The 22,108-nt window shown below is 67.9% G+C and carries 19 protein-coding genes; 6 read left to right on the forward strand and 13 right to left on the reverse strand.

Features of this window, described 5'->3' with window-relative positions; all coding sequences use genetic code 11:
* Positions 1-135: 135 nt before the first annotated feature.
* Entirely contained in the window at positions 136-1,551 is a 1,416-nt protein-coding gene (locus IEV67_RS01385; protein ID WP_188434741.1) for a dicarboxylate/amino acid:cation symporter, read from the forward strand.
* A gap of 98 nt (positions 1,552-1,649) precedes the next feature.
* Here IEV67_RS01385 and IEV67_RS01390 read toward each other — a convergent pair whose 3' ends face one another.
* Positions 1,650-3,383 carry a cation:proton antiporter gene (locus IEV67_RS01390; protein WP_188434742.1) on the reverse strand — a complete coding sequence of 578 codons (1,734 nt, stop codon included), beginning with the start codon at positions 3,381-3,383 and terminating at the stop codon, positions 1,650-1,652.
* Between the two features lie 72 nt (positions 3,384-3,455).
* Here IEV67_RS01390 and IEV67_RS01395 point away from each other — a divergent pair, with 72 nt between their 5' ends.
* A complete protein-coding gene (locus IEV67_RS01395) occupies positions 3,456-4,502 on the forward strand; it encodes an LLM class flavin-dependent oxidoreductase (RefSeq protein ID WP_188434743.1) in 1,047 nt (348 codons plus the stop codon).
* A gap of 92 nt (positions 4,503-4,594) precedes the next feature.
* On the forward strand, positions 4,595-4,819 hold the full coding sequence (locus tag IEV67_RS01400) for a methyltransferase (RefSeq protein ID WP_188434744.1): 225 nt from the start codon (positions 4,595-4,597) through the stop codon (positions 4,817-4,819).
* Between the two features lie 6 nt (positions 4,820-4,825).
* Here IEV67_RS01400 and pheA read toward each other — a convergent pair whose 3' ends face one another.
* Complete coding sequence (gene pheA, locus IEV67_RS01405) at positions 4,826-5,776, reverse strand: prephenate dehydratase (protein WP_188434745.1); 951 nt, start codon at positions 5,774-5,776, stop codon at positions 4,826-4,828.
* 74 nt (positions 5,777-5,850) lie between these two features.
* Between pheA and pgm the strand changes: the two genes are divergently transcribed.
* Positions 5,851-7,494 carry a phosphoglucomutase (alpha-D-glucose-1,6-bisphosphate-dependent) gene (gene pgm, locus IEV67_RS01410; protein WP_188434746.1) on the forward strand — a complete coding sequence of 548 codons (1,644 nt, stop codon included), beginning with the start codon at positions 5,851-5,853 and terminating at the stop codon, positions 7,492-7,494.
* A gap of 15 nt (positions 7,495-7,509) precedes the next feature.
* On the opposite strand, the gene IEV67_RS01415 is transcribed toward pgm, so the two are convergent.
* From IEV67_RS01415 to IEV67_RS01460, 10 genes are all read right to left on the reverse strand, one after another.
* Positions 7,510-8,301, reverse strand: a complete 792-nt coding sequence (locus IEV67_RS01415; RefSeq protein WP_188434747.1) for an ABC transporter ATP-binding protein — start codon at positions 8,299-8,301, stop codon at positions 7,510-7,512.
* Positions 8,302-8,345: 44 nt separating this feature from the next.
* Positions 8,346-9,383 carry an ABC transporter substrate-binding protein gene (locus IEV67_RS01420; protein ID WP_188434748.1) on the reverse strand — a complete coding sequence of 346 codons (1,038 nt, stop codon included), beginning with the start codon at positions 9,381-9,383 and terminating at the stop codon, positions 8,346-8,348.
* Positions 9,384-9,443: 60 nt separating this feature from the next.
* On the reverse strand, positions 9,444-10,307 hold the full coding sequence (locus tag IEV67_RS01425) for an ABC transporter permease (RefSeq protein WP_229702621.1): 864 nt from the start codon (positions 10,305-10,307) through the stop codon (positions 9,444-9,446).
* 97 nt (positions 10,308-10,404) lie between these two features.
* On the reverse strand, positions 10,405-11,553 hold the full coding sequence (locus IEV67_RS01430; RefSeq protein ID WP_188434749.1) for a glycerate kinase: 1,149 nt from the start codon (positions 11,551-11,553) through the stop codon (positions 10,405-10,407).
* Positions 11,550-12,596, reverse strand: coding sequence for a LacI family DNA-binding transcriptional regulator (locus IEV67_RS01435; protein WP_188434750.1), 1,047 nt, complete (start codon positions 12,594-12,596; stop codon positions 11,550-11,552). The genes IEV67_RS01430 and IEV67_RS01435 overlap by 4 nt, the downstream gene beginning before the upstream one ends.
* Before the next feature lie 9 nt (positions 12,597-12,605).
* Positions 12,606-13,376, reverse strand: a complete 771-nt coding sequence (locus IEV67_RS01440) for a sugar phosphate isomerase/epimerase family protein (protein ID WP_188434751.1) — start codon at positions 13,374-13,376, stop codon at positions 12,606-12,608.
* 30 nt (positions 13,377-13,406) lie between these two features.
* On the reverse strand, positions 13,407-14,273 hold the full coding sequence (locus IEV67_RS01445) for a sugar phosphate isomerase/epimerase family protein (protein ID WP_188434752.1): 867 nt from the start codon (positions 14,271-14,273) through the stop codon (positions 13,407-13,409).
* Complete coding sequence (locus IEV67_RS01450; RefSeq protein ID WP_188434753.1) at positions 14,270-15,514, reverse strand: dihydrodipicolinate synthase family protein; 1,245 nt, start codon at positions 15,512-15,514, stop codon at positions 14,270-14,272. Before IEV67_RS01450 ends, IEV67_RS01445 begins: the two co-directional genes overlap by 4 nt.
* On the reverse strand, positions 15,514-16,674 hold the full coding sequence (locus IEV67_RS01455) for a Gfo/Idh/MocA family protein (protein WP_188434754.1): 1,161 nt from the start codon (positions 16,672-16,674) through the stop codon (positions 15,514-15,516). Before IEV67_RS01455 ends, IEV67_RS01450 begins: the two co-directional genes overlap by 1 nt.
* A 124-nt stretch (positions 16,675-16,798) precedes the next feature.
* Complete coding sequence (locus IEV67_RS01460; protein ID WP_229702623.1) at positions 16,799-17,809, reverse strand: LacI family DNA-binding transcriptional regulator; 1,011 nt, start codon at positions 17,807-17,809, stop codon at positions 16,799-16,801.
* 79 nt (positions 17,810-17,888) lie between these two features.
* On the opposite strand from IEV67_RS01460, the gene galT reads away from it, so the two are divergent.
* Positions 17,889-19,073, forward strand: a complete 1,185-nt coding sequence (gene galT, locus IEV67_RS01465; RefSeq protein ID WP_229702625.1) for a galactose-1-phosphate uridylyltransferase — start codon at positions 17,889-17,891, stop codon at positions 19,071-19,073.
* Positions 19,070-20,248, forward strand: coding sequence for a galactokinase (gene galK, locus IEV67_RS01470; RefSeq protein WP_188434756.1), 1,179 nt, complete (start codon positions 19,070-19,072; stop codon positions 20,246-20,248). The genes galT and galK overlap by 4 nt, the downstream gene beginning before the upstream one ends.
* 75 nt (positions 20,249-20,323) lie before the next feature.
* On the opposite strand, the gene IEV67_RS01475 is transcribed toward galK, so the two are convergent.
* Complete coding sequence (locus IEV67_RS01475) at positions 20,324-21,889, reverse strand: nucleobase:cation symporter-2 family protein (protein WP_188434757.1); 1,566 nt, start codon at positions 21,887-21,889, stop codon at positions 20,324-20,326.
* Between the last annotated feature and the right edge of the window lie 219 nt (positions 21,890-22,108).

Here is a 22,108-nt window from a genome sequence, read left to right on the forward strand (position 1 = left end):
CGGCTGAAACAGCTTTCAAGGATGACGGATGCTTCGGCATCCGTCATCCTTCGTCATCTCCGCACCGAGAACGCACAGCGGCTCCTAACGTTGATGGGCACGGCGCACATCCAGCGCCCTTCGACTTGGAGTCTCATGAGCAGCACTACCCGCGCCCAGAAAGCGCCTGACAACCGCAGCCCCGCCCGCAAGCTCCTGACATCGTTCGGGTTCCAGATCCTTGCGGCCCTCGTCCTCGGCATCGCCGCCGGGCTCATCGCCGTACAGCTCGGCGCCAGCAAGGAGAACCCGACCGTCCTGTCGGACACCCTCGGCACGATCGGCAGCTCCTACGTCACCCTGCTGCGCACCGCAGTCGTTCCGCTCGTCTTCGCCGCGATCGTCGCGAGCATCTCGAACCTCCGCCGAGTGCAGAACGCCGCGCGCCTCGCCGGCCAGACCCTGCTCTGGTTCGCGATCACCGCCTTCATCGCGGTGACCATCGGCATCGTGCTCGGACTCGTCCTCCAGCCCGGTGCGCGTGCCGGCGAGGGCCTCGAGACCGGCGAGCCGCACAACGTCGGCTCCTGGTGGAACTTCCTGATCGGTCTCATCCCGCAGAACTTCCTCGGCATCGAGGTCGGAACGTCCCTGGACGCGACCACCGGCGAGGCGACGTCAAGCGTCGACTTCAACATCCTCCAGATCATCGTGATCTCCGCCGTCGTCGGCATCGCCGCGCTCAAGGCCGGACGCAAGGCCGAGCCGTTCCTCGCCTTCACCGAATCATTCCTCAAGGTCATCCAACGAGTGCTGTGGTGGATCATCCGCATCGCGCCCATCGGCACCTTCGGCCTGATCGGAAACGCCGTCGTCCAGTACGGATGGGACAAGCTCACGTCGCTCATCTGGTTCGTGGCCGCCGTGTACATCGGCCTCGCACTGGTGCTGTTCGTGGTGTATCCGATCCTCGTGAAGACCCACGGGCTATCGATCAAGCAGTACTTCTCGGGCGTGTGGCCCGCAGTGCAGTTGGGCTTCGTCAGCCGTTCATCGCTGGGCACGCTCCCGCTCACGCAGCGCGTCACCGAGCGCAACCTCGGAGTGCCCAGCTCGTACGCGTCCTTCGCCGTGCCCTTCGGATCGACGACCAAGATGGACGGATGCGCGGCCATCTACCCCGCGATCGCCGCGATCTTCGTCGCGCAGTTCTTCGGCCTCGAACTGAACTTCATCCAGTATCTGCTGATCGTCCTGGTCTCGGTCGTCGGCTCCGCCGCCACCGCCGGCACCACCGGCGCGACCGTGATGCTCACCCTCACCCTGTCGACGCTCGGCCTGCCCCTCGAGGGCGTCGGACTGCTGCTCGCGATCGACCCGATCCTCGACATGGGCCGCACCGCGGTGAACGTCGCCGGCCAGGCGCTGGTGCCCACGATCGTCGCGAAGCGCGAGGGCATCCTCGACGAGGAGCTCTACAACGCTCCCCGCGAGGGCCTGCCGTTCGCCGACGATTCGGACGAGGATGCCGTGTACGAGGCCGCTGCGGAAGCGGAGCCCGCGAACCGCTGACGCTTCCCGCGAGACCGAGTCTGCGGCGCGAGACTTCCGTTCCCACGGCAGGTTTCGTGCCGCAAACTCGGTTTCGCCCCACGAAAAGGAGGGCGCCGCTAGGCGCGCCCCGGAAGCCGCATCGCCCCTCGCGTGTCCAGCGCCAGCTCCTCAGCATCCATCGCCGTGATCAGCTCGCGCATCACTTCGTCATCCAGGTTCCCGGCATCGCGTTCCTCCAGCAGAACCTCGCGCCGCACCTGCAGCCAGCCGCGGGAAAGCGCGACCATGTCCTCTGCGGACGGCCGCGCAGCCGCTTCCTCCGTCTCCTGCGCATGATCGGTGTCGGCCTCGACCCTGGTCATGCGGTTCGCGAACGCGTCGAACATCGCGACCTGTTCCGGTCCGTACTTCGCCGCCCATTCTTCGCGCTTGCCCGTGAGAAACGCCTTGCCCGCCTCGCGGCTGCGCGCGCGCACCGAGGCGAGGGCGCGCTCGTCCGCCTCGTGATCGACGTCGCTCGCCACTCCGAGACGACGGATCAGCAGCGGCAACGTGAGACCCTGCAGCAGCAGCGTGCCGACGGTGACGATGAACGCGACGATGACGATCGCATGCGAGGGTCCGGTTGGCAGCTCCGCAATATCGGCCGCGGCCAGCGCGGTCGCCAGAGTCACGACCCCGCGCATGCCGGCCCAGGAGATCACCGCGTTGTCCTTCCACGTCAGCTGCAGCCCGGCCATCCGCTCTCTGACGATGTGCGTACGCAGTTCCTCCGCGCTGTACGATCCCCACCGCTTCGACTTCTGGCGCCGCGCATCGAAGGCGCCGGACGCGACCGTTCGATCCCATCGGGCCAGGCGCCGACGGTCCTGGAAACTCGCCCACGCATGCGCGGGATAGATGAACAGCGGTCGTACCACCAGCACGACCAGCAGCACGGCCGCCGAGAGCCACAGGATGTGCTCGACCGACTCATCGCCGAGGTCATTCAGCACGCGCCGGAACTGCAGCCCGATGTACGCGAACACGAAGCTCTCCAGCAGCAGATCCGCCGACAGCCACAACGGGGCCTCCTGCTGCCTGGTCGTGTAGTCGGTGCGAGGAGCGTTGTATCCGACGTACAGCCCCATCGCGACGACGGCGAGCACGCCGGATCCGCCGAGGTGCTCGGCGATCGCATACGCCCCGAACGGCACGAGCAGCCCGAAGGTGCCGATCACGACAGGGTCTGCGACCCGCATGCGCAGCTGATGCAGGAGGATGCCGAACACGAGGCCGATCACGACGCCGATCACGACCGCGAGAATGAACTGCCAGATGCCGTCCCACACGGTGATGGCCGCACCACCGATGATCGTCGCCGCGAACACCCGGTAGAGCGTCAACGAGGTGGCGTCGTTGATGAGGCTCTCCCCCGAGAGCACCGTCATGACGCGCCTCGGCAGTCCGAGCTTTCGACCGATGGCGGCAGCGGACACGGCATCCGGAGGTGCGACGATCGCACCGAGCAGCAGTGCACCCGGAAGCGTGAGCGCAGGGAAGATGAGCCAGGCGACGAGACCGGCCGCGGCCGCGGTGAGCAGCACCAGCCAGATCCCGAGCCTGCGGATCTGCGGAAGGCTGCGCTTGAATCCGACGAACGACACATCCAGCGCCGCGGAGTACAGCAGCGGAGGCAGCACGAGATTGAGCAGCACGTGCCCGTCGATCGTCATCTCCGGCATGAAGGGCAGGAAGGATGCTGCGAGCGCGACAACCGTGACGAGCAGAGGTGCCGGCCAGCCTCGCCATCTGGCGATCGCCGCCACGATGACGGCTCCGACAAGCACGTAGAAGATCTCGGCATCCATGTGTGAATGTTAGCGATGCTGACAATGGGCCAGGACGGAATGCCGGCGCGATGCCCGAGGTTGCACCTCACGATGACTTCTGCAGCCCCCGCCCTCTCCGTCCTTGACCTCGTCCCGGTTCGCACCGGCCAGACCAGTGCGGAGGCTATCGCGGCATCCCTCGGTCTCGCCGAGATCGCCGACCGTCTCGGCTATCGCCGCTACTGGTTCGCCGAGCACCACAACATGCCCGCCGTGGCATCCACGACTCCCCCGGTACTGATCGCCGCCGCAGCCTCGCGGACCGAGCGGATGCGACTGGGTTCGGGTGGCGTCATGCTCCCGAACCACGCGCCGCTGATCGTCGCCGAGCAGTTCGCCGCCCTCGAGGCGATCGCGCCTGGTCGCATCGATCTCGGTCTCGGTCGCGCCCCCGGCAGCGACCCCGTGATCACCCAGCTGCTGCGCACGACGGGCACCACCAGCGACGTCGAGCAGTTCCCGCGCTACGTGCAGGACATCTCACTGCTGCTCTCGGGCGAGGGCGCGACCGTGCGCTTCACCTCCGGCGGCGAGTACACCGTGCACTCCACGCCGGCGGCGACCGGCGCGCCCGTCGTCTGGCTGCTCGGCTCGAGCGACTACTCGGCCCAGCTCGCAGCATCCCAGGGCCTTCCGTATGTCTTCGCGAACCACTTCTCCGGCCAGGGCCTCGAGCGCGCGCTCGATCTCTACCGCTCCGGCTACCAGCCCAGCGAGGCGCATCCGGAGCCGCGCACCTTCCTCACCGTCAACGCGGTCGCCTCGCCGACGGTCGATGAGGCCGAGGCCCGTGCCCTGCCGCAGCTGCGCATGATGTCGCGCCTGCGTCTGAACAAGCCCCTCACGGCCCTCGAGACGGTCGAGGAAGCACTCGCCGCCGAAGCGGATGCCGCGACCGAGCAGGTCGTGCAGGCGGCACGGGAGCGGTGGTTCGTCGGCACCGGAGAGTCGGTCGCCGCAGAGGTGCGCGCGTTCGCCGAGACCTACGGTGTCGACGAGGTCATGCTCTCCCCCGTGGCGGGCGCGTACAACGCCGAGGCGATGGATTCCGCCGCAGGTCGGGCGCACACGCTGGAGCTCATCGCCGCCGCGCTGTAGCGGCGGCTGGGTCGGGGTCTGGCCTTATCCGCGGCCCGGGGGTACCGTCGGCAGTGCCGGCATTGTCGGCCATGTCGGAAGGGAGTTCGATGATGAGCACCACTGCGTCTGTGAACAGCAAGACCCGAGGACTCTGGGTCGCATACGGAACCAACGGAGTCGTCGGCAGCATCCGCCATTCAGACGACGGATATGTCGTCGTCATGAGCGCAGCGGATGCCGCGACCGGCACCTACCCGTCGCTCGAAGTGGCCAAGGGTGCGCTGTACTCGCACATGATCCCCGGCAGCGGCTGGCCGCGCTACCAGGAGCACTGAGGGCGGTTACTCCTCAGGGGCGCCGGAGAGCAGGTCGCGCAGCCAGTCGCGCGCCTCGACGAACACGTCGTCGGCGTAGCGGTCGGGATAGTGCACGATCTGCCGATCGGCGCGCGGGTACGAGCCGAGGAACACCACGCGCGGACTGAAACGACGGATGCCGAGCAGGGCGTCGGCCATCCGCTCGTCATGCACGTGTCCGTCGGCGTCGAGCACGAACCGGTATCGGCCCAGCTCGTCGCCGATCGGGCGCGACTCGATCAGCGACAGGTTGATGCCGCGAGTCGAGAACTGCTCGAGCATCTCGAGCAGCGAACCGGGGCGGTCATTGGGCAGCTCGACGATCAGCGACGTCTTGTCGGCGCCGGTCGGCATCGGCGGAGTCGCCGTGCGCGTCACGAGCACGAAGCGCGTGACGGCAGAGGTGTTGTCGCCGATCTCCGAGGCGAGCACATCGACGTCGTAGTGCTCCGCGATCCCTGGAGGAGCGATCGCCGCCTGAGCCGGCAGCGTGCCGTCGAGCACGCCGATCGCGGATGCCACGTTGCTGGCGGCAGGTACGTGGGAGTGCCGCGGCAGATGCTCGCCGAGCCATCCGTGGCACTGCGCGTACGCCACCGGATGCGCGGCGATCGAGGTCACATCCTCGAGCTTCGTGCCCGGCGCTGCGACGAGGACGAAGTTCACCTTGACCAGGTACTCGCCGATGATGCGAAGGCCCGGCAGCGTCGCGAGGGCATCCTGAGTGGTGGAGACGCCGCCCTCGATGGAGTTCTCGATCGCGATCATCGCCGCGAAGCTGCGGCCCTCGAGCACGTCGGCGAGCGCCTCGCCGACGTTGAGCACGGGCCGCCGCTCCTGACCCCACGCCTCTGCCACCTGGTCGAGTGCGGCTTCCGTGAAGGTCCCCGCTGGTCCGAGGTAGCTGTAGGTGCGCCGTTCAGTCACGCGTTTCACCCTAGCCCTTCCATCGGCTGTGAGAACCGGGTGGCGATGATGCGCGCAGAGCGAGATCGGGGCAGACTGAACTCATGACGAGCCGTGCCGGCCTCCCCGCGGAGGAAAGTGACCTCATCGATGTCGACGAACTGATCGCCGCGTACTACGACCGCGTGCCGGATCCGTCGGTTCCGGCACAGCGAGTGGTGTTCGGCACCAGCGGGCACCGCGGCTCATCGCTGTCGAAGAGCTTCAACGAGCAGCACATCCTCGCCACCACCCAGGCGATCGTCGACTACCGCCGTTCGCAGGGGATCACCGGCCCGCTGTTCCTGGGCCGCGACACGCACGCGCTGTCACTGCCGGCGGAGCGCAGCGCGATCGAGGTGCTGATCGCCAACGATGTCGACCTGCGTGTCGACTCCCGTGATTCGTACGTGCCGACTCCCGCACTGAGCCACGCCATCCTCACGCACAACCGAGCCCTGGCTCCGGATGCTGCGGGTCGGGCTGACGGCATCGTGGTGACCCCGTCACACAATCCGCCACGCGACGGCGGATTCAAGTACAACCCTCCGCACGGCGGCCCGGCCGACACCGATGCGACCGGCTGGATCGCCGACAGGGCGAACACGCTGATCGAGGGCGGTCTGGAGGAAGTGAAGCGCAAGAGCTTCGCCGACATCGATTGGGATTCGCTGCCCAACTACGACTTCCGAGGCGCCTACGTGCGCGATCTGTCGACGATCATCGACATCGACGCGATCAAGAAGGCGGGCGTTCGGATCGGCGCGGACCCACTGGGCGGAGCGTCCGTCGAGTACTGGCAGCTGATCAAGGAGCTGCACGGTCTCGACCTCACCGTCGTGAATCCCGAGGTCGATCCGACGTGGCGTTTCATGACGCTGGACTGGGACGAGAAGATCCGGATGGATCCGTCGTCCCCGAACGCGATGGCCTCGCTGGTCGCTCGGCGCGGGGACTTCGATGTGCTCACCGGTAACGACGCCGACGCCGACCGGCACGGGATCGTCACCCCGGATGCCGGCCTCATGAACCCCAACCACTACCTCGCCGTCGCGATCGACTACCTCTTCTCGCACCGGGCGGAGTGGCCGAGGGATGCCGCGATCGGCAAGACCCTCGTCTCGTCGATGATCATCGACCGCGTCGCCGAGTCGCTGGGGCGTCGGCTGCTCGAGGTACCGGTGGGTTTCAAGTGGTTCGTGCCAGGGCTGCTCGACGGCACCGTCGCGTTCGGCGGCGAGGAGTCGGCCGGGGCATCGTTCCTGCGGCGCGACGGGAGCGTGTGGTCGACCGACAAGGACGGCATCCTGCTCTGCCTGCTCGCCGCCGAGATCATTGCCGTGACCGGCAAGAGCCCGTCTGAGCGCTACGCCGAACTCGAGCAGGCGTTCGGATCATCCGCGTATCAGCGCGTCGACGCCCCGGCAACTCCGGAGCAGAAGGCCACGCTCGGAAAGCTCGCGCCGGATGCCGTGACCGCCACGACCCTCGCGGGCGAGAAGATCACGGCGAAACTGTCACATGCACCGGGCAACGGCGCCGCGATCGGCGGGCTAAAGGTGCAGACCGAGCATGCGTGGTTCGCCGCACGGCCGTCCGGCACGGAGGACGTCTACAAGCTGTACGCCGAGAGCCTGCTCGGCGCCGAGCACCTCGCCGAAGTTCAGGAAGAGGCTCGCGCGGTCGTGTCGGCCGCGCTGGGCGGCTGACACGACCGCAGCGGGTCAGTCCGCGACGGCAGGGGCGCCGAGCAGCTCGCGCACGCGGCTGGAGACCCGGTGGAACTCCGGCGTCTCCAGCACCGTCGCATAGTCGCGCTCAGCCGGCAGGTCGACACGGTGCTCCTCGAGGATGCGCCCTGGCCGCGGGCTCATGACGACGACACGGGTGGCGAGGTAGACGGCCTCGGCCACCGAGTGCGTCACGAGCAGCACGGTCGTACCGGTCTGGCTCGTGATCCGGTTGAGTTCGACGTTCATCCGCTCGCGCGTCAGCGCGTCCAGCGCACCGAACGGCTCGTCCATCAGCAGTACACCCGGCTCATGCAGCAGCGCGCGGCACAGCGACACACGCTGCTGCATGCCTCCGGACAGCTCGTGCGGAAGCGCCTTCTCGAAGCCGGTCAGCCCTGTCATCTCGATGAGCTCGTCCGCGCGGGCCTGCGCCTTGCGCATGTTCATGCCGCGCATCTCCGCCTGCAGCAGGATGTTGCCCCGCACGCTCCGCCACTCCAGCAGAGCGGCCCGCTGGAACACGAACCCGATGTCCTGCCTCGGCCCGCGGACCTCGTCTCCCTTGAGCTTGATCGATCCGCCGCTGGGAGTGGTGAGACCGGCGACGGCCTTCAGGAGCGTCGACTTACCGCATCCGGACGGTCCGGCGATCGTGATGAACTCCCCCGCCTTCACATCGAGGTCGACGCCTTCGAGCGCCGTGACCTGTCCGCGCTTGGACGCGAATGTGATCGCGAGGTCCTTGATCTCCAGCACGGATTCGCCGCTGGGTGTCGCCGTCATGTCTGCTCTTTCCTGAATCTGCGTCGTCGGCATCCGAGGACTCGCTACTCGCCTGGCGCGAAGGACGCGTCGAAGTACGTGTCGACGTCGCCGTCACCGGAGATGAGTCCGGCATCCGTCAGCACGGTGAGGGTCGCCTCCCAGTCTTCGGTGGCGTTCACGCCGGGCGCCTTGCCCTCGGTGGCATCCGTGGTCAGAAGCTTGATCGTCTCTTCCCACTGGTCGAGCAGAACATCCTTCTCGGGCATCTGCGGGTCCTTGCCGTCCATCGCGGCGACAGCCGCCTCCGGGTCTTCCTGTGCGGCGGCGAACGACTCACTCGTCGCGGCGACGAGCTCCTTGACGAGTTCGGGATCGCCCTCGATCGTCGAGACGGGTGCGATGAGACCGTTGCTGAAGAAGTTGAGTCCCGCGTCCGAGTAGCGCAGGTAGGTCATGTCCTTGCCGCTCTTCGCGGCGATCGTCGGACCCTGGTCGTGCGCGAATCCGATCAGACCGTCGACCTGTCCGGAAAGGACTGCTGCGATCTTGCCTGCGGCATCGAGGTTCTGCTGGGTGACGTCGGATTCGCTCAGCCCGACGGCCTCGAGGTAGGCGGGGAACGTCGTGGTCGGTGCATCGCCGGCAGAGACCGCGATCGTCTTTCCCTTGAGATCTTCCGGCTCCTCGATGCCGGAGTCTGCGAACACCTGCACGGCGGAAGGAGTCGTCTGCAGGAAGACACCGACGCTCTTGATCGCGACGCCCTTGTCGATGTTGGCGAGCACAGCCGGGGTGTCGGCCCAGCCGAAGTCGACCTGTCCCTGACCGACCGCCTGTGCGGTCTTGGTCGAGCCCTGACCGGCCTTGATGGTGAGGTTGATGCCGTGCTCCTCGAAGATGCCCTGCTCGACGCCGTAGTAGAACGCGGCGTGCTCGCCATAGGGGTACCAGTTGAGCATGAGGGTCACATCGGTCATCTCACCCGACGCCTCACCTCCGTCTCCGGCCGGGGCCTCGTTCGCGCCACCGCATCCGGTGAGGGCGAGCGCGGATGCCGCGATCAGAGCGATCGAGCTGAGGACGGTTCCTGACTTCTTCATCAGTTTTCCTGCTTTCCTTGGGGTGCAGTCGGTGCTTCTGGGGCTGGATATTGTGCGCGGTCAGAGCCGCACGGTGGCCGAAGCGACATCGCGCTTGGACGCGTGCCACGGGATGAGGAACTTCTCGGCGATCTGGATGATGCCGAAGAGGATGACGCCCATGAGCGACATGATGATCAGTGCCGCGAAGAGCATCGCGGTGTCGAGGTTGCCGTTGGCCTGGAGGATGACGTAGCCGAGACCCTCGTTCGCGCCGACGAACTCGCCGACGACCGCACCGGTGACGGCGAGGGTCGCAGCCACCTTCAGCCCGGAGAGCAGTTCCGGCAGAGATGCCGGGAGTCGCACCTTGAGGAAGGTCTTGAACTTTCCCGCGCCCATGGTCGAGGCGAGCTGCAGGATCTCCGGATCGACGGTGCGGAGCCCGGCGAGACCGGAGATGACGACCGGGAAGAACGCCATCAGGACGGCGACGAGGATCTTCGGCTCCGCGCCGAACCCGAGCCACACGACGAACAGCGGGGCGATCGCGATCTTGGGGATGACCTGGGCGAACAGGATCACGGGATAGAGCGTCTGCTCCAGCCCCTTCGAGTAGACCATGACGACGGCGACGAAGAGTCCGACGACGACGGCGATGATGAAGCCGATGACCGTCTCGTAGGTCGTCACCCAGGTGTGCTGCATCAGGTACGCGAAGTTGTCGGCGAACGCGTTCCAGGTGTCGGCCGGGGACGGGATGATGAACGGCTGCACCCACTTCAGCCCGGTGGCGATCCACCACAGTGCGAGCACCGCGATGACGAAAACGACCGGGTGCCAGTTGCGTGACAACCAGCCGGCGATCGCGTTCGGCTCGCGGTGATCGCGGTCCTTGCCCTGCGCGACGGCGAGCGTCATGGTGGCGTTCTCGGGTGACGACATGGAATCCTCGACATCTTCGTCTGTGGGTGCGGGGTAAATCTGGGAAAGCGTATTCCCATCGGCGTTGGTGCGAGTTTATGTCTCCGATCGGGCCGTGTCAATCTGCCCGGAAATCGACACTCCGACTCGCTCGCGCTCGCTCAGTGCGGGTCTCCGCGAGAACCGTGCCGGCGGCGGTCAACCAGCGCGCAGGATCGGCGAGGGCCGCGTCAGCCGAGCCAGCGAGCTCGGTCAGTGAAGCGGATGCCGCGAACAGAGCGCGATCGGCATCATCGGTGATGCGTCCGGCGACGATCAGCGCCGGCACATCGGCATCCGCGGCGAGCGCGGCGACGAAAGATGGCACCTTGCCGTCACCCGACTGACCGTCGTAGGAGCCCTCACCGGTGATCACGACGTCGGCAGCACTCACCTCCGAGGCCAGAGAGATGAGTCGCGCGACCTCTCCTGCGCCGGGCACGAGTCGCGCTCCCCAGGCCACGAGCGCCCCGCCCACCCCGCCGGCAGCGCCCGCACCGCTGGTGGACGCATCCAGTTCGAGCAGTTCGGCGAGACGGACGAGCGCGGCATCGACGCCGTCGCGATCGGCGGCATCCACCAGGCCCTTCTGCGGGCCGAACACGTGGGCGGCACCGCGCGGGCCGGTGAACGGGTTCGTCACGTCGGAGAGCACCAGAATCTCGGGGGCGGCACGCAGCTCCGACAGATCGGCGTGTGCGACTCGCAGCAGACCGCGTGCGCCGGACTCGACTTCGATGCCTTCGACATCAAGGAATCGTGCCCCCAATGCCGACAGCATCCCGATGCCGCCGTCCGTCGACGCGCTCGAGCCGATCCCGAGCACGAGGCGCGAGACGCCGTGGTCGAGCGCGGCGGCGATCGCCTGGCCGAATCCGCGGGAGTGCGCCCCGAACGGGCGCAGCTCGTCGAGCAGCTCGATCCCGGACGTCGAGGCGAGGTCGATCACCGCAGTGCCGTTCGGCGCGTCGTCGGATGCCGGAAGCAGCAGCCAGTCCGTCGCAACCGGCACGCCGGCCGGGCCGTCGACCGTGAGCGGCATCCTCCGCGAGCCCGTGACCGCGGCGGCGAACGCCGACACCGTCCCTTCTCCCCCATCGGCCATGGGTCGCAGCACGATGTCGGCTGTGGAGTCGGCCGTGAGCCAACCGCGCGCGATCGCCGCCGCGGCATCCGCTGCCGTGATCGTGCCCTTGAAGCTGTCCGGGGCGATGACGACGCGGGTCATCGTCCGACCGCCTGGGCGGTCGTCGAGAGGGCCGGCGTGCTCGCACGCACGAGCACCTCGAGAGGAGCGTCGGTCTGCTGCCACTCGTCGTCGACCGTCGCTCTGAACGCCTGATAGCCGAAGTCGCTCAGCGGCACGCGGACGGTGGTGAGCTGAGGGGTGACGTCGCGGCTCGCCGGGGTGTCGTCGAACCCGCACATCGCGATGTCGTCGCCGACCGATCGTCCCGCCTCGCGGATGGCGGTCATCGCCCCGATCGCGATCACGTCGCTGAGCGCGAAGACGAGCGTGCCCGGTTCCACACCGTCGGCGAGTGCGGCCGCCATTGAGGACACACCCGATTCTCGGGCGAAGCTGCCGCGGTACTCCCGCAAGACCGTGCCGCCGCCGGCTTCGAATCCGGCGTGGAATCCACCAAGGCGATCATCGGATGTGCGCACGCCCTCCGCCGCTCCGATCGCGATCGCCCGACGGTAACCGAGGCGCGCCATCTCGCTGCCCAGGCGTTCAGCGCCTCCGTGGTTGTCGATCCGGATGCTGCGATCCCCGCCCGGCCCGAATGTGACGGTGCGCGCGCCGAGCGAACGGAACACCTCGAGCTCCTCGGCGGTGGAGCCACCGCCGTCGTCGGTGCGCGATGCGGCCAGTATCACACCGCGGGGATGCTGGCCACGCAGCGCCCGCAGGATCTTCCTCTCCCGCGCGTCGTCGCGCTCGGTGATGGCGACCGTGACGATCAGGCCTTCCTCGTCTGCGCCGCGCGCGACGCCGGAGGCGATCAGTCCGAAGAACGGGTCGGCGATGTCGGCGACGAGCAGTGCGATCACCGCGGAGGTCCCCCGCGCCGTGGCTTGAGCCGAGGCGTTCGCGGTGTAGCCGAGCCGATCGGCGGCCTCCTCGACGCGCTCACGGAACGACTCGGCGACCTTGCGCGTCGAACCGTTCAGCACGCGGGAGGCCGTCGCGAGAGACACCCCGGCCTCACGTGCGACATCGTGCAGCGTCGGCGTCTCGGAGCGCGGACGCGATTCACGGGGTGTCATGCGTTGATCCTAACGAGCGGCTGCGGAGCGAATGGCGCCGCGCAGCGTCGCGGTTTCGGCGGCGAGAAGGTCGGGGTCATCGCCCGGTACGAACTCCAGCAGCGCGTCGCGCGGAGTGGGGCTGCTGTCGGCTGCGGCCGCGAAGATCCGACGCCACAGCTCGCCGCGGTCGTGCAGGCGCAGCCGCTGGGTCTCCGGCCACCACGAGAAGACGTGCATCGCGCTGACGTGCGGCGCGATCGCCTCGTACTCCGAGACCGCGAGGTCATCGGACGCGGCGACCGTCGGCTGCCAGTACGTGCTGAGCGCCGCACTGTCGACCTCGTCGAGCACGCGCAGCGTGGCGGATGCATCGTCGGCGAGCGTGCCGGAGTGGAACTCGAGCGCGAGGCCGATGCCGCGCCGTTCGGCTTCGGATGCCGCGGACCGCAGCCGCGCGATGGTCACGGCCCTCTCGCCGGGCGTCGCGTCGGCGGAGCCCACGCGCCCCGCCCATACGCGTACGCGGTCGGCGCCGAGTGCTTCAGCGCTGTCGAGGATCGGAGTGATCTCCTCCCCTTCCTGTGCGCGGAAGTACGAGCCGTAGGAGGCGACGGCGAGCCCGGCATCCGATGTCGCCTTCGACACCTGCTCCGCACGAGCGGTGTCGCCCGGAGGAACGTGCACGTCGCCGCCCCACTCGATCGCCTCCAGCCCGGCATCGGCCGCGAGAGCGACGATGCGCTCGGGGGCGAGTGCGCGGAAGGTCACCGAGCACAGGCCAGGACGGATCGTCGTCATGGAGTCATCCTCTCAACCCGCGCCGCGTGATCACCTCAGGTGAGGGCTCACCGTCGCGGTGAACGCCTCGGCCGTGCGCCGCACCACGTTCTGGGCGCTGTCGGCCCAGATGTCGGCGTTGAAGATCTCCACCTCGATGTCGCGGTCATAGCCGGTCGCGACCACTGCCTCGGTGAGCGAGGCGAAGTCGATCACACCGTCGCCCATGTAGTGCCGCCCGAGCAGCACATCGACGGGCAGCGGGGTCTTCCAGTCGCACACCTGATACGTCGCGATACGACCCTCGCGGCCCGCACGGGCGATCTGTTCGAGCACCTGCGGATCCCACCAGATGTGGAACGTGTCGACGGCCGCCCCCACGACATGTGCGTCGAAGTCCGCGGCGATGTCGAGCGCCTCGCCGAGCGTCGAGACGACAGCACGGTCGGACGCGTACATCGGATGCAGCGGCTCGATCGCCAGCGTCACACCGGCCGCCTTCGCGTCCTCAGCAAGCGCACCGATCGCATCGCGCACGCGCTCTCGCGCACCGACGAGGTCGCGGTCGCCTTCGGGCAGTCCGCCGGCGACGAGCACGAGCACGGCCGTCGATCCTTCCGCGCCGGCCGCGGCGAGCGTCGCGGTCTCCTCGATCGCCCGGCGGTTGTCGTCGAGCGCTGCGATCCGTTCGGCACCTTCCGGGAGCGTGAAGAACCCGCCACGGCAGTGCGTGGAGAATCGCAGCCCTGAGTCGGACAGCATCCGCGCCGCCACGTCCAGCCCGACCTCGTTCACCGGCTCGCGCCAGAGACCGATCGCCTGGATGCCGGCGCCGGCCGTAACCTTCAACGCCTCTTCGAGGTTCGCGTACTTGATCGTGGCCTGGTTGATCGACAGGCGCGGATCTGCGGCGCTCATGCGACGGTCCTTCCTGCATCGATGCCGTTCAGCCGCAGCATCCCGTGCCAGCGTTCTCGGGCCAGTTCGGGGTTCTCGAGGGCGAGCGAGGTGTTCGCGAGCTCGATGATGCGGCTGAGGTGCGGCAGGCTTCTGGCCGAGTGGAGTCCCCCGACCATCTGGAACGCGGGCTGGTGACCGTTGAGCCAGGAGAGGAACGCGACGCCGGTCTTGTAGTAGAACGTCGGCGCGGCGAACACCTGGCGGCTGAGTTCCTCGGTGGGGCCGAGGATGCGCCGGTACGCCTCGGGGTCGCCCGCGTCGAGCGCTTGGATCGCGGCGGATGCCACGGGCGTGATCGCCGCGAATGCTCCCAGCAGTGCGTCGGAGTGCGTGCGCGTGGTCGTTTCGACGCGCTCCGCTTGCTCAACGCGTTTCGTCTCGCTGCGCTCGCTCAACGACCCGATGTCACCGCCGATCAGGCCGACGTAGTTGAAGTCGTCGCCGGTGAACATGCGCACGCCCTCGGGAAGGCGCTCGCGCACGGAGATCTCGGACTCCGCGTTGAGCAGACTCATCTTGACGCCGGCGATCTTGTCCTGGTTCTCGGCGATGATCTGCAGGAGCACTTCGGATGCCGTCTGCCAGTCCTTCGCGCCGAAATAGCCCTCAAGCGCAGGGTCGAACGCGGTTCCGAGCCAGTGCAGCACGACCGGCACGGTCGCGGATTGCAGCACCTCGCGGTACACGCGGCGGTAGTCCTCGGCATCCTTCGCCACCCGCGCGAGGTGGCGGGACGCCATCAGCACAGGGCCGGCGCCGGCTTGCTCTTCCGTGAAGTGCAGCTGCTCCTTGTACGCGTCGATCACCTGGTCGAGCGTGATGTGCGCCTCTTCGACGTGGTCGGTGTTGACTCCGACGACGACCGATCCGCCCTCTTCCCGCGCGACCTGCGCGCTGCGGGCGATGAGCTCGCGGGTCGCCGCGGCATCCAGCCCCATGTTCCGCTGGGCGGTGTCCATGGCATCGGCGACCCCGAGGCCCCAGGAGTAGACATTGCGGCGGAACGCGAGCGTCGCGTCCCAGTCGATGTCGGCCGGCTGCCCCGGCGTGTTGTCGGCGTGCACCTTGGGCACGACATGCGCCGCGGCGTAGGCGACGCGGCTTCGCAGCGGAGCGGTCGGACGTGTGTAGATCCCGGACTCGTTCAGCGCAGCATCCGATGTGCTGCCGTCAGGAGAGAGAAGCCTCAGCGTGTTCATCAGAGGGACAGCTTCTCGATGGCGATCTTGCGGCCCTCGGCGCTCGAGGTCAGCCCTGCCTCGGCGAACTGCACGCCCTTGGCGCCGGCGAGCAGATCGAAGGGGTAGTCGGTGCCTTCGACGAACGAGGTCAGATATTCCTCCCACTGCTGCCGGAAGCCGTTGAGGAACACGTCGTTGGTCGGAACGCTCTGCCAGTCGGCGTCGTAGTCGCGGGTGTCCTCGAGGTCGGGGTTCCACACCGGCTTGGGGGTGGCATTGCGCGGCTGGATCTTCGCCCCGAACAGTCCGACCACGGCCGAGCCATGCGTACCGTCGACCTGGAACTCGACGAGCTCGTCGCGGTTCACACGAACGGTCCAGCTGGAGTTGATCTCGGCGACGATGCCGCCCTCGAGCTCGAAGATGCCGTAGGCGGCGTCTTCCGCCGTCGCGACGTACTTCTCGCCGTTCTCGTCCCAACGCTCCGGGATGTGGACCGCCGCCTGCGCGTAGACGCTCTTGACCTCGCCGAACAGGTTCTCGAGCACGTAGTTCCAGTGCGGGAACATGTCGGTGATGATGCCGCCGCCGTCTTCCGTGCGGTAGTTCCAGCTCGGGCGCTGCGCCGGCTGCCAGTCGCCCTCGAACACCCAGTAGCCGAACTCGCCGCGCACCGAGAGGATGCGGCCGAAGAAGCCGGAGTCGATCAGGCGCTTGAGCTTCTGCAGGCCTGGGAGGTAGAGCTTGTCGTGCACGACGCCGGTCTTGACTCCGGCATCCTTCGCGAGGCGTGCGAGCTCGAGGGCCTCCTCCAACGACTCGGCGGTGGGCTTCTCGGTGTAGATCGCCTTGCCTGCCGCGATCGCCTTGCGGATGGCGGACGCGCGCGCCTTCGTCACGAGGAAGTCGGCGTAGATCTCCCACTTCGGATCGGCGAGGGCCGCGTCGAGATCGGTCGTGTAGTCATCGATGCCGTGCAGGGCGGCGAGTTCGGCGAGCTTGGCCTCGTTGCGTCCGACCAGGATCGGCTTGACCGTGACCTTCGTGCCGTCGGCGAGCTCGATGCCGCCCTGATCACGGATGGCGAGGATGCTGCGCACCAGGTGCTGCCGGTAGCCCATGCGCCCGGAGACGCCGTTCATGATGATGCCGATCTCGCGGGTCGTCGCCTGTGACATGTGTGATCCGTTCTGTGGGAAGCCGCTGTGCCACCCGATGGGTAAGCGCTTTCCGACATGATGTCACGTTCGAGGCGATCGACGCAACCGCCGTTCTCGGGCGCCGCCACGACCGGGCTGCGGCTCAGGCCCTGGCTGTGCTGTGCCTCTCGATCAGGCGGGTGCCGATGATGCGCCTGACATCCTGGTCGGATGCGGCGACCTCGGTCACCTCGCCTTCGATCTCGGCCACCAGCGCGTCGACGGCAGCGACGGCGAGCGCCGTGAAGTCCTGGCGGACCGTGGTCAGCGGCGGACGGTAGTTCGCGGCATCCGGTACGTCGTCGAAGCCGATCACGCTGACCTGATCGGGCACGACGTGCCCCTGCTCTGCGAATCCGCGGATGAGCCCGAGTGCCATCTGATCGTTCGCGCTGAATACGGCAGTCGCCTCTGCCAGTTCGACCGCTGCGAGGTAACCGGACTCGGCCGACCAGTCGCCGCGCACCAGAGGGTTCGGGGTGATCCCCTCCGTCTGAAGCGTCTCGCGCCAGCCGCGCTCGCGCTCCGCAGCGGCGAACGAGTCCGCGGGGCCCGCGAGGTGCCAGACGTTCTCGTGTCCGAGCGCGAGGAGCCTGCGCGTCGCCGCCGCCGCACCGCCGGCGTGGTCGCTGTGCACCACGAGCAGTCCGGAATCCGCCGGCGCATCCACGACGACGAGTCGCAACCCCTGCGGTCGATCCTCGGCCGTGGCGAGCGCGGAGGCCTCGTTCAACACGATCGCGCCATCCACGCCCTGATCGCGCAGCCGCTCGAAGGCGTCGGAGACCGTGTCGCCCGCGGTGACGAGCAGAAGTGCGTAGCCACGTTCCTCAGCCGCTTCCGCTGTGGCCTGCAGCATCCGGGAGTTTCCGACTGTGGCGAGCGTCGTCACTACGAGGCCGATCGTCTGGGTGCGTCCGGTGCGCAATGCGCGGGCGGCGCGATGCGGGCGGTAGCCGAGTTCGACCATCGCCTTCTCGACACGAGCGCGCGTGGCGGGATCGACGCGGGGGCTGCCGTTGACGACTCTGGACACCGTCTGGCCGGAGACTCCGGCGCGGCCCGCGACCATGGCCATCGAGACACGGCCCGAAGTCGGTCTTGCACCACCCATCCGACTCTCCCTCTTGCCGTTCACAGCTCACAACTCCTGAATGTTGACGTTACCACCGCCGGAGAGGTACCGTGTTGACGTGAACATCGAAGAATCTCCGGAGTTGCGCGCAACCGAACTCGGCGCCGGCGTCATCAAACGCTCCACCACGCTGGCCGACGGCCGCGACCTCATCTACTACGACGACCCGGGCACCACCCTGGGCGCAGAGCGCGCCGTCGACGCCCGCACCCTCGATCCGCGCCCCGACACCGCGACGATGCGCCTCGACATTCTCACCGGCGACTGGATCACGGTCGCCGCGAACCGCCAGAACCGCGTCATGATGCCGGGCGCCGACGCCGATCCGCTCGCACCGCAGACGCCGACGAACCCCTCGGAGGTTCCGTCGCTCTACGACGTCGCCGTCTTCGAGAACCGCTCTCCCGCCTTCGGCCCCGCACTCACCGAGGCTCTGGGCACCGCGCCCGCCGCGTCGAACCCGCCTCGCGGACTCGATGACCTCGACGCCCTCGGTCTCGGCCGCACCCGCACCTCGGTCGGCCGCTGCGAGGTCGTCTGCTTCAGCCCCGACCACTCCGGCTCGTTCGGCACGCAGTCGGTCACTCGCGCCCGCACCGTGATCGAGGCATGGGCCGACCGCACCGCCGCCCTGTCGCAGCTGCCCGGTATCCAGCAGATCTTCCCGTTCGAGAACCGCGGCGAGGCGATCGGCGTCACGCTGCCGCATCCGCACGGCCAGATCTACTCCTACCCGTACATCACGCCGCGCACCCAGCGGTTGCTGGAGAGCATCGATCGCACGGCGCCCGATCTGTTCCAGCGCATCCTCGAGTTCGAGCAGGGCTCTGAGCGGATCGTTCTCCAGGGCGAGCACTGGACGGCGTTCGTGCCGTTCGCCGCGCGCTGGCCCGTCGAAGTGCACCTGATGCCGAACCGTCACGTCGCCGACTTCGCCGAGACGACCGAGGCCGAGCGCGATGAGCTCGCCCCGCTCTATCTGCGCCTGCTGCGCGGCGTCGATGCGCTCTACGAGACCCCGACCCCGTACATCGCCGCGTGGCATCAGGCTCCGGTGAACGTCGCGCGCGACTCGGTGCGACTGCACTTGGAACTCACGAGCCCGCGCCGCGGCGCGGACAAGCTGAAGTTCCTCGCCGGCTCCGAGGCAGCCATGTGGGCATGGACAGCGGAGATCCCGCCGGAGCAGTCCGCCGCACGGATCCGCGAGGCCATCGCACGTGCAGAGGAAGCCAGCGCATGACCGCTCAGGACGACGCGACCACGCTCTTCGAACAGTTGACCGGTCAGTCCCCCGACGGCATCTGGTCGGCGCCTGGTCGCGTGAACCTGATCGGCGAGCACACCGACTACAACGACGGCTTCGTGCTGCCGTTCGCGATCCCGCATCGCACATATGCCGCGGTCGGCATGCGCGACGATGGGCGCATCCGCGTCGCGTCGACATTTGCCGATGACGCGCCGGTCGAGGTAGCCCTCTCCGAGCTCGCGACGCTCTTCCCCACCCCTACCGGTGAAGCCCCGGCGGTCGCCGAATGGGCGGCGTATCCGCTCGGCGTCGCCTGGGCGCTTCAGCTGGCCGGCGCCGCAGGACAGGGCGTCGACATCGCGATCGCATCCGATGTCCCCGTGGGCGCTGGACTGTCGTCGTCCGCCGCGATCGAGGGGGCGACAGCATCCGCCCTCAACGACCTCTGGGACGCAGGACTCGACCGCACAGCGCTCGCCCGTATCGGCCGCCGCGCCGAGAACGAGGCGGTCGGGGCCCCCACCGGGATCATGGACCAGATGGCATCCATGCTCGGCGAACCCGATGCGGCGATCTTCCTGGACTGCCGCACGCTCGACGCGAATCTCATCCCAGTCGGCATCGCCGAGGCCGGACTTGCGATCCTCATCATGGACACCCGCGTGCAGCACGCGCACGCAACCGGTGGCTATCGCGAGCGCCGTGAGGCGTGTGAACGCGGTGCCGCGATCATGGGTGTGCCGTCGCTGCGTGACGTGTCCGTCGACGATCTCGCTCGTGCCGAGGAGCTCATGGATGATGTGACCTTCCGCCGCGTGCGCCACATCGTGACCGAGAACCAGCGCGTGCTCGACACCGTCACCACGTTGCGGGAGAGTGGCGCCAGTGCCATCGGCGACCTGCTCGTCGCGTCGCACGCGTCGATGCGCGACGATTTCGAGATCTCGGTCCCGGAACTCGACACGGCGGTCGAATCCGCGCTGGCTGCGGGTGCCATCGGTGCACGCATGACCGGCGGCGGCTTCGGCGGTGCCGCGATCGCTCTCGTCGAGCAGGGCGCGGTGCACGCTGTGTCGGATGCCGTGACCGCCGCCTTCGCGGCATCCGGATTCGCATCACCGCACCTCTTCACGGTGACCCCCGCTGCCGGCGCCCGCCGCGACGCCTGACCGCGAGACCGCAACACCACGCCGAGACCGCGGCGAATCGCGTACGTCTCGGCGTGGTGTTGCAGGCTCGGCGAGCTACTCGGCGTCGGCCTCGGCCAGGACTCGTCGGATGTCGTGCCGGCTGCGGATCTTGCCCGTCTTGATCCCGTCGGTGATGACGACCTCCTGCGAGGCCGTGACGACGGGAACCTCTTCGCCCTCGGCATCCAGGATCTTGCCGTCCCTGATCGTGTCGCCGTCGAACAGGGTCTCGTTCGCGAGGAGGCGGGCGAGATCCTCCTCACGGATGACGCGTCCCGTTCCGGGGATGAAGGCGGAGCGCTCGGCCGACTTCCCGCCCAGGTGGTTGAAGAGCAGGTTCAGCAGCACGGCCATGATCGCGGCGGACGAGATGCCGGAGTGCAGGATGATGCCCACCCAGCTCGGCAGCGCGTCGTAGAACGTGGGCATGACGACGGGGATCACGCCGAAGCCCAGCGAGACGGCGACGATCACCATGTTCATGTTGCCCTCGTAGTTCACCTTCGCGAGCGTGCGGACGCCTGCTGCCGCCACAGACCCGAACAGCACGATTCCCGCTCCACCGAGCACGGGCGGCGGCACGGCTGCGACCAGCCCGCCGACGATGGGCAGCAGCCCGAGCACGACGAGGATCACTCCGCCGGCGCTCACGACGAACCGCGACTTCACGCCGGTGATCGCGACGAGCCCGACGTTCTGCGCGAATGCTGACTGCGTGAACGAGTTGAACACCGGGGCGACGGCGGACGAGATCATGTCGGCGCGAAGGCCGTTCGCGATCCGCTTGGAATCGACCTTGGTGCCGACGATCTCGCCGACCGCGATGATGTCTGCCGTGGTCTCGGTCATGGTCACGATGATCACTATGAACATCGAGATGATGCTGGCGATGCCGAATGTCGGAAGGCCGAACGCGAAAGGCTGCGGGAGCGCCACGATCCCGCCGTCTGCGATGTTCGAGAAGTCCGCCCATCCGACGATGCCGGCGAACGCGGTGCCGAGCACGATCGAGATGAGGATCGCCAGCCGCGAGACCGTCGGAGACGCGACCTTGCTCAGCACGAGCACGACGAGCAGCGTTCCCATCGCCAGGCCGATGTTCTGCAGACTCCCCCACATCGGATCCTCCGGCGACGTGCCGCCCATCGCCCAGCTCGCCGCGACCGGCATCAGCGTGAGGCCGATCGTCGTGATCACGGTTCCGGTCACGACGGGCGGGAAGAACCGCACGATCATGGCGAAGAAGGGAGCGACGATGAGGCCCGCGACGGATGCCGCGATCACGGCGCCGAACACACCGGGAAGCCCCTCGCCCGCGGCGAGGATGGCCGTCATCGTCGCGACGCCGGAGAACGAGACGCCCTGCACCAGCGGCAGCTGCGATCCGAAGAACGGCACACCCCACGACTGCAGGATCGTGGCGAGACCACCGATGAACAGGCACGAGGCGATGAGGAGGCCGATCTCGCCCGGCGCGAGGCCGGCGGCATTGCCGATGATGAGCGGCACCGCGATGATGCCGCCGTACATCGTCAGCACATGCTGCAGTCCGTAAGCGAAGGTCGGGCCGAGGCGGAGCCTCTCGTCTTCAGGTCGGCGGGTCCTGGGCGTTCTCGACATTGATCTCTCCGTTGAGGTTGTCATGGGCTTGCAGTACTTCCGAATCGTGGAAGCTATTTTCCACAATTGCGATAGCGGCGATGCTAGCACCGAATGATCTCGCGTGCTAGCGTACGAGCGCCGGCCCTCCACGAGCCGGCCGGCGGAACAGCAGACGCCGAGAAACCTGAGCTGGCGGCCCGAGCCCCAGCCCTGTGTCGCCAGAGAGTAGGCGACACC

Origin of the sequence: Microbacterium murale (assembly GCF_014635185.1) — a bacterium.
Classification (GTDB): Bacteria; Actinomycetota; Actinomycetes; order Actinomycetales; family Microbacteriaceae; genus Microbacterium; species Microbacterium murale.

Coding starts and splice junctions, on each gene's coding strand:
- IEV67_RS01385 (WP_188434741.1), top strand. CDS start 136: ATGAGCAGCACTACCCGCGCCCAGAAAGCGCCTGACAACCGCAGCCCC.
- IEV67_RS01390 (WP_188434742.1), bottom strand. CDS start 3,383: ATGGATGCCGAGATCTTCTACGTGCTTGTCGGAGCCGTCATCGTGGCG.
- IEV67_RS01395 (WP_188434743.1), top strand. CDS start 3,456: ATGACTTCTGCAGCCCCCGCCCTCTCCGTCCTTGACCTCGTCCCGGTT.
- IEV67_RS01400 (WP_188434744.1), top strand. CDS start 4,595: ATGAGCACCACTGCGTCTGTGAACAGCAAGACCCGAGGACTCTGGGTC.
- pgm (WP_188434746.1), top strand. CDS start 5,851: ATGACGAGCCGTGCCGGCCTCCCCGCGGAGGAAAGTGACCTCATCGAT.
- IEV67_RS01415 (WP_188434747.1), bottom strand. CDS start 8,301: ATGACGGCGACACCCAGCGGCGAATCCGTGCTGGAGATCAAGGACCTC.
- IEV67_RS01420 (WP_188434748.1), bottom strand. CDS start 9,383: ATGAAGAAGTCAGGAACCGTCCTCAGCTCGATCGCTCTGATCGCGGCA.
- IEV67_RS01425 (WP_229702621.1), bottom strand. CDS start 10,307: ATGTCGTCACCCGAGAACGCCACCATGACGCTCGCCGTCGCGCAGGGC.
- IEV67_RS01430 (WP_188434749.1), bottom strand. CDS start 11,553: ATGACCCGCGTCGTCATCGCCCCGGACAGCTTCAAGGGCACGATCACG.
- IEV67_RS01435 (WP_188434750.1), bottom strand. CDS start 12,596: ATGACACCCCGTGAATCGCGTCCGCGCTCCGAGACGCCGACGCTGCAC.
- IEV67_RS01440 (WP_188434751.1), bottom strand. CDS start 13,376: ATGACGACGATCCGTCCTGGCCTGTGCTCGGTGACCTTCCGCGCACTC.
- IEV67_RS01445 (WP_188434752.1), bottom strand. CDS start 14,273: ATGAGCGCCGCAGATCCGCGCCTGTCGATCAACCAGGCCACGATCAAG.
- IEV67_RS01450 (WP_188434753.1), bottom strand. CDS start 15,514: ATGAACACGCTGAGGCTTCTCTCTCCTGACGGCAGCACATCGGATGCT.
- IEV67_RS01455 (WP_188434754.1), bottom strand. CDS start 16,674: ATGTCACAGGCGACGACCCGCGAGATCGGCATCATCATGAACGGCGTC.
- IEV67_RS01460 (WP_229702623.1), bottom strand. CDS start 17,809: ATGGGTGGTGCAAGACCGACTTCGGGCCGTGTCTCGATGGCCATGGTC.
- galK (WP_188434756.1), top strand. CDS start 19,070: ATGACCGCTCAGGACGACGCGACCACGCTCTTCGAACAGTTGACCGGT.
- IEV67_RS01475 (WP_188434757.1), bottom strand. CDS start 21,889: ATGTCGAGAACGCCCAGGACCCGCCGACCTGAAGACGAGAGGCTCCGC.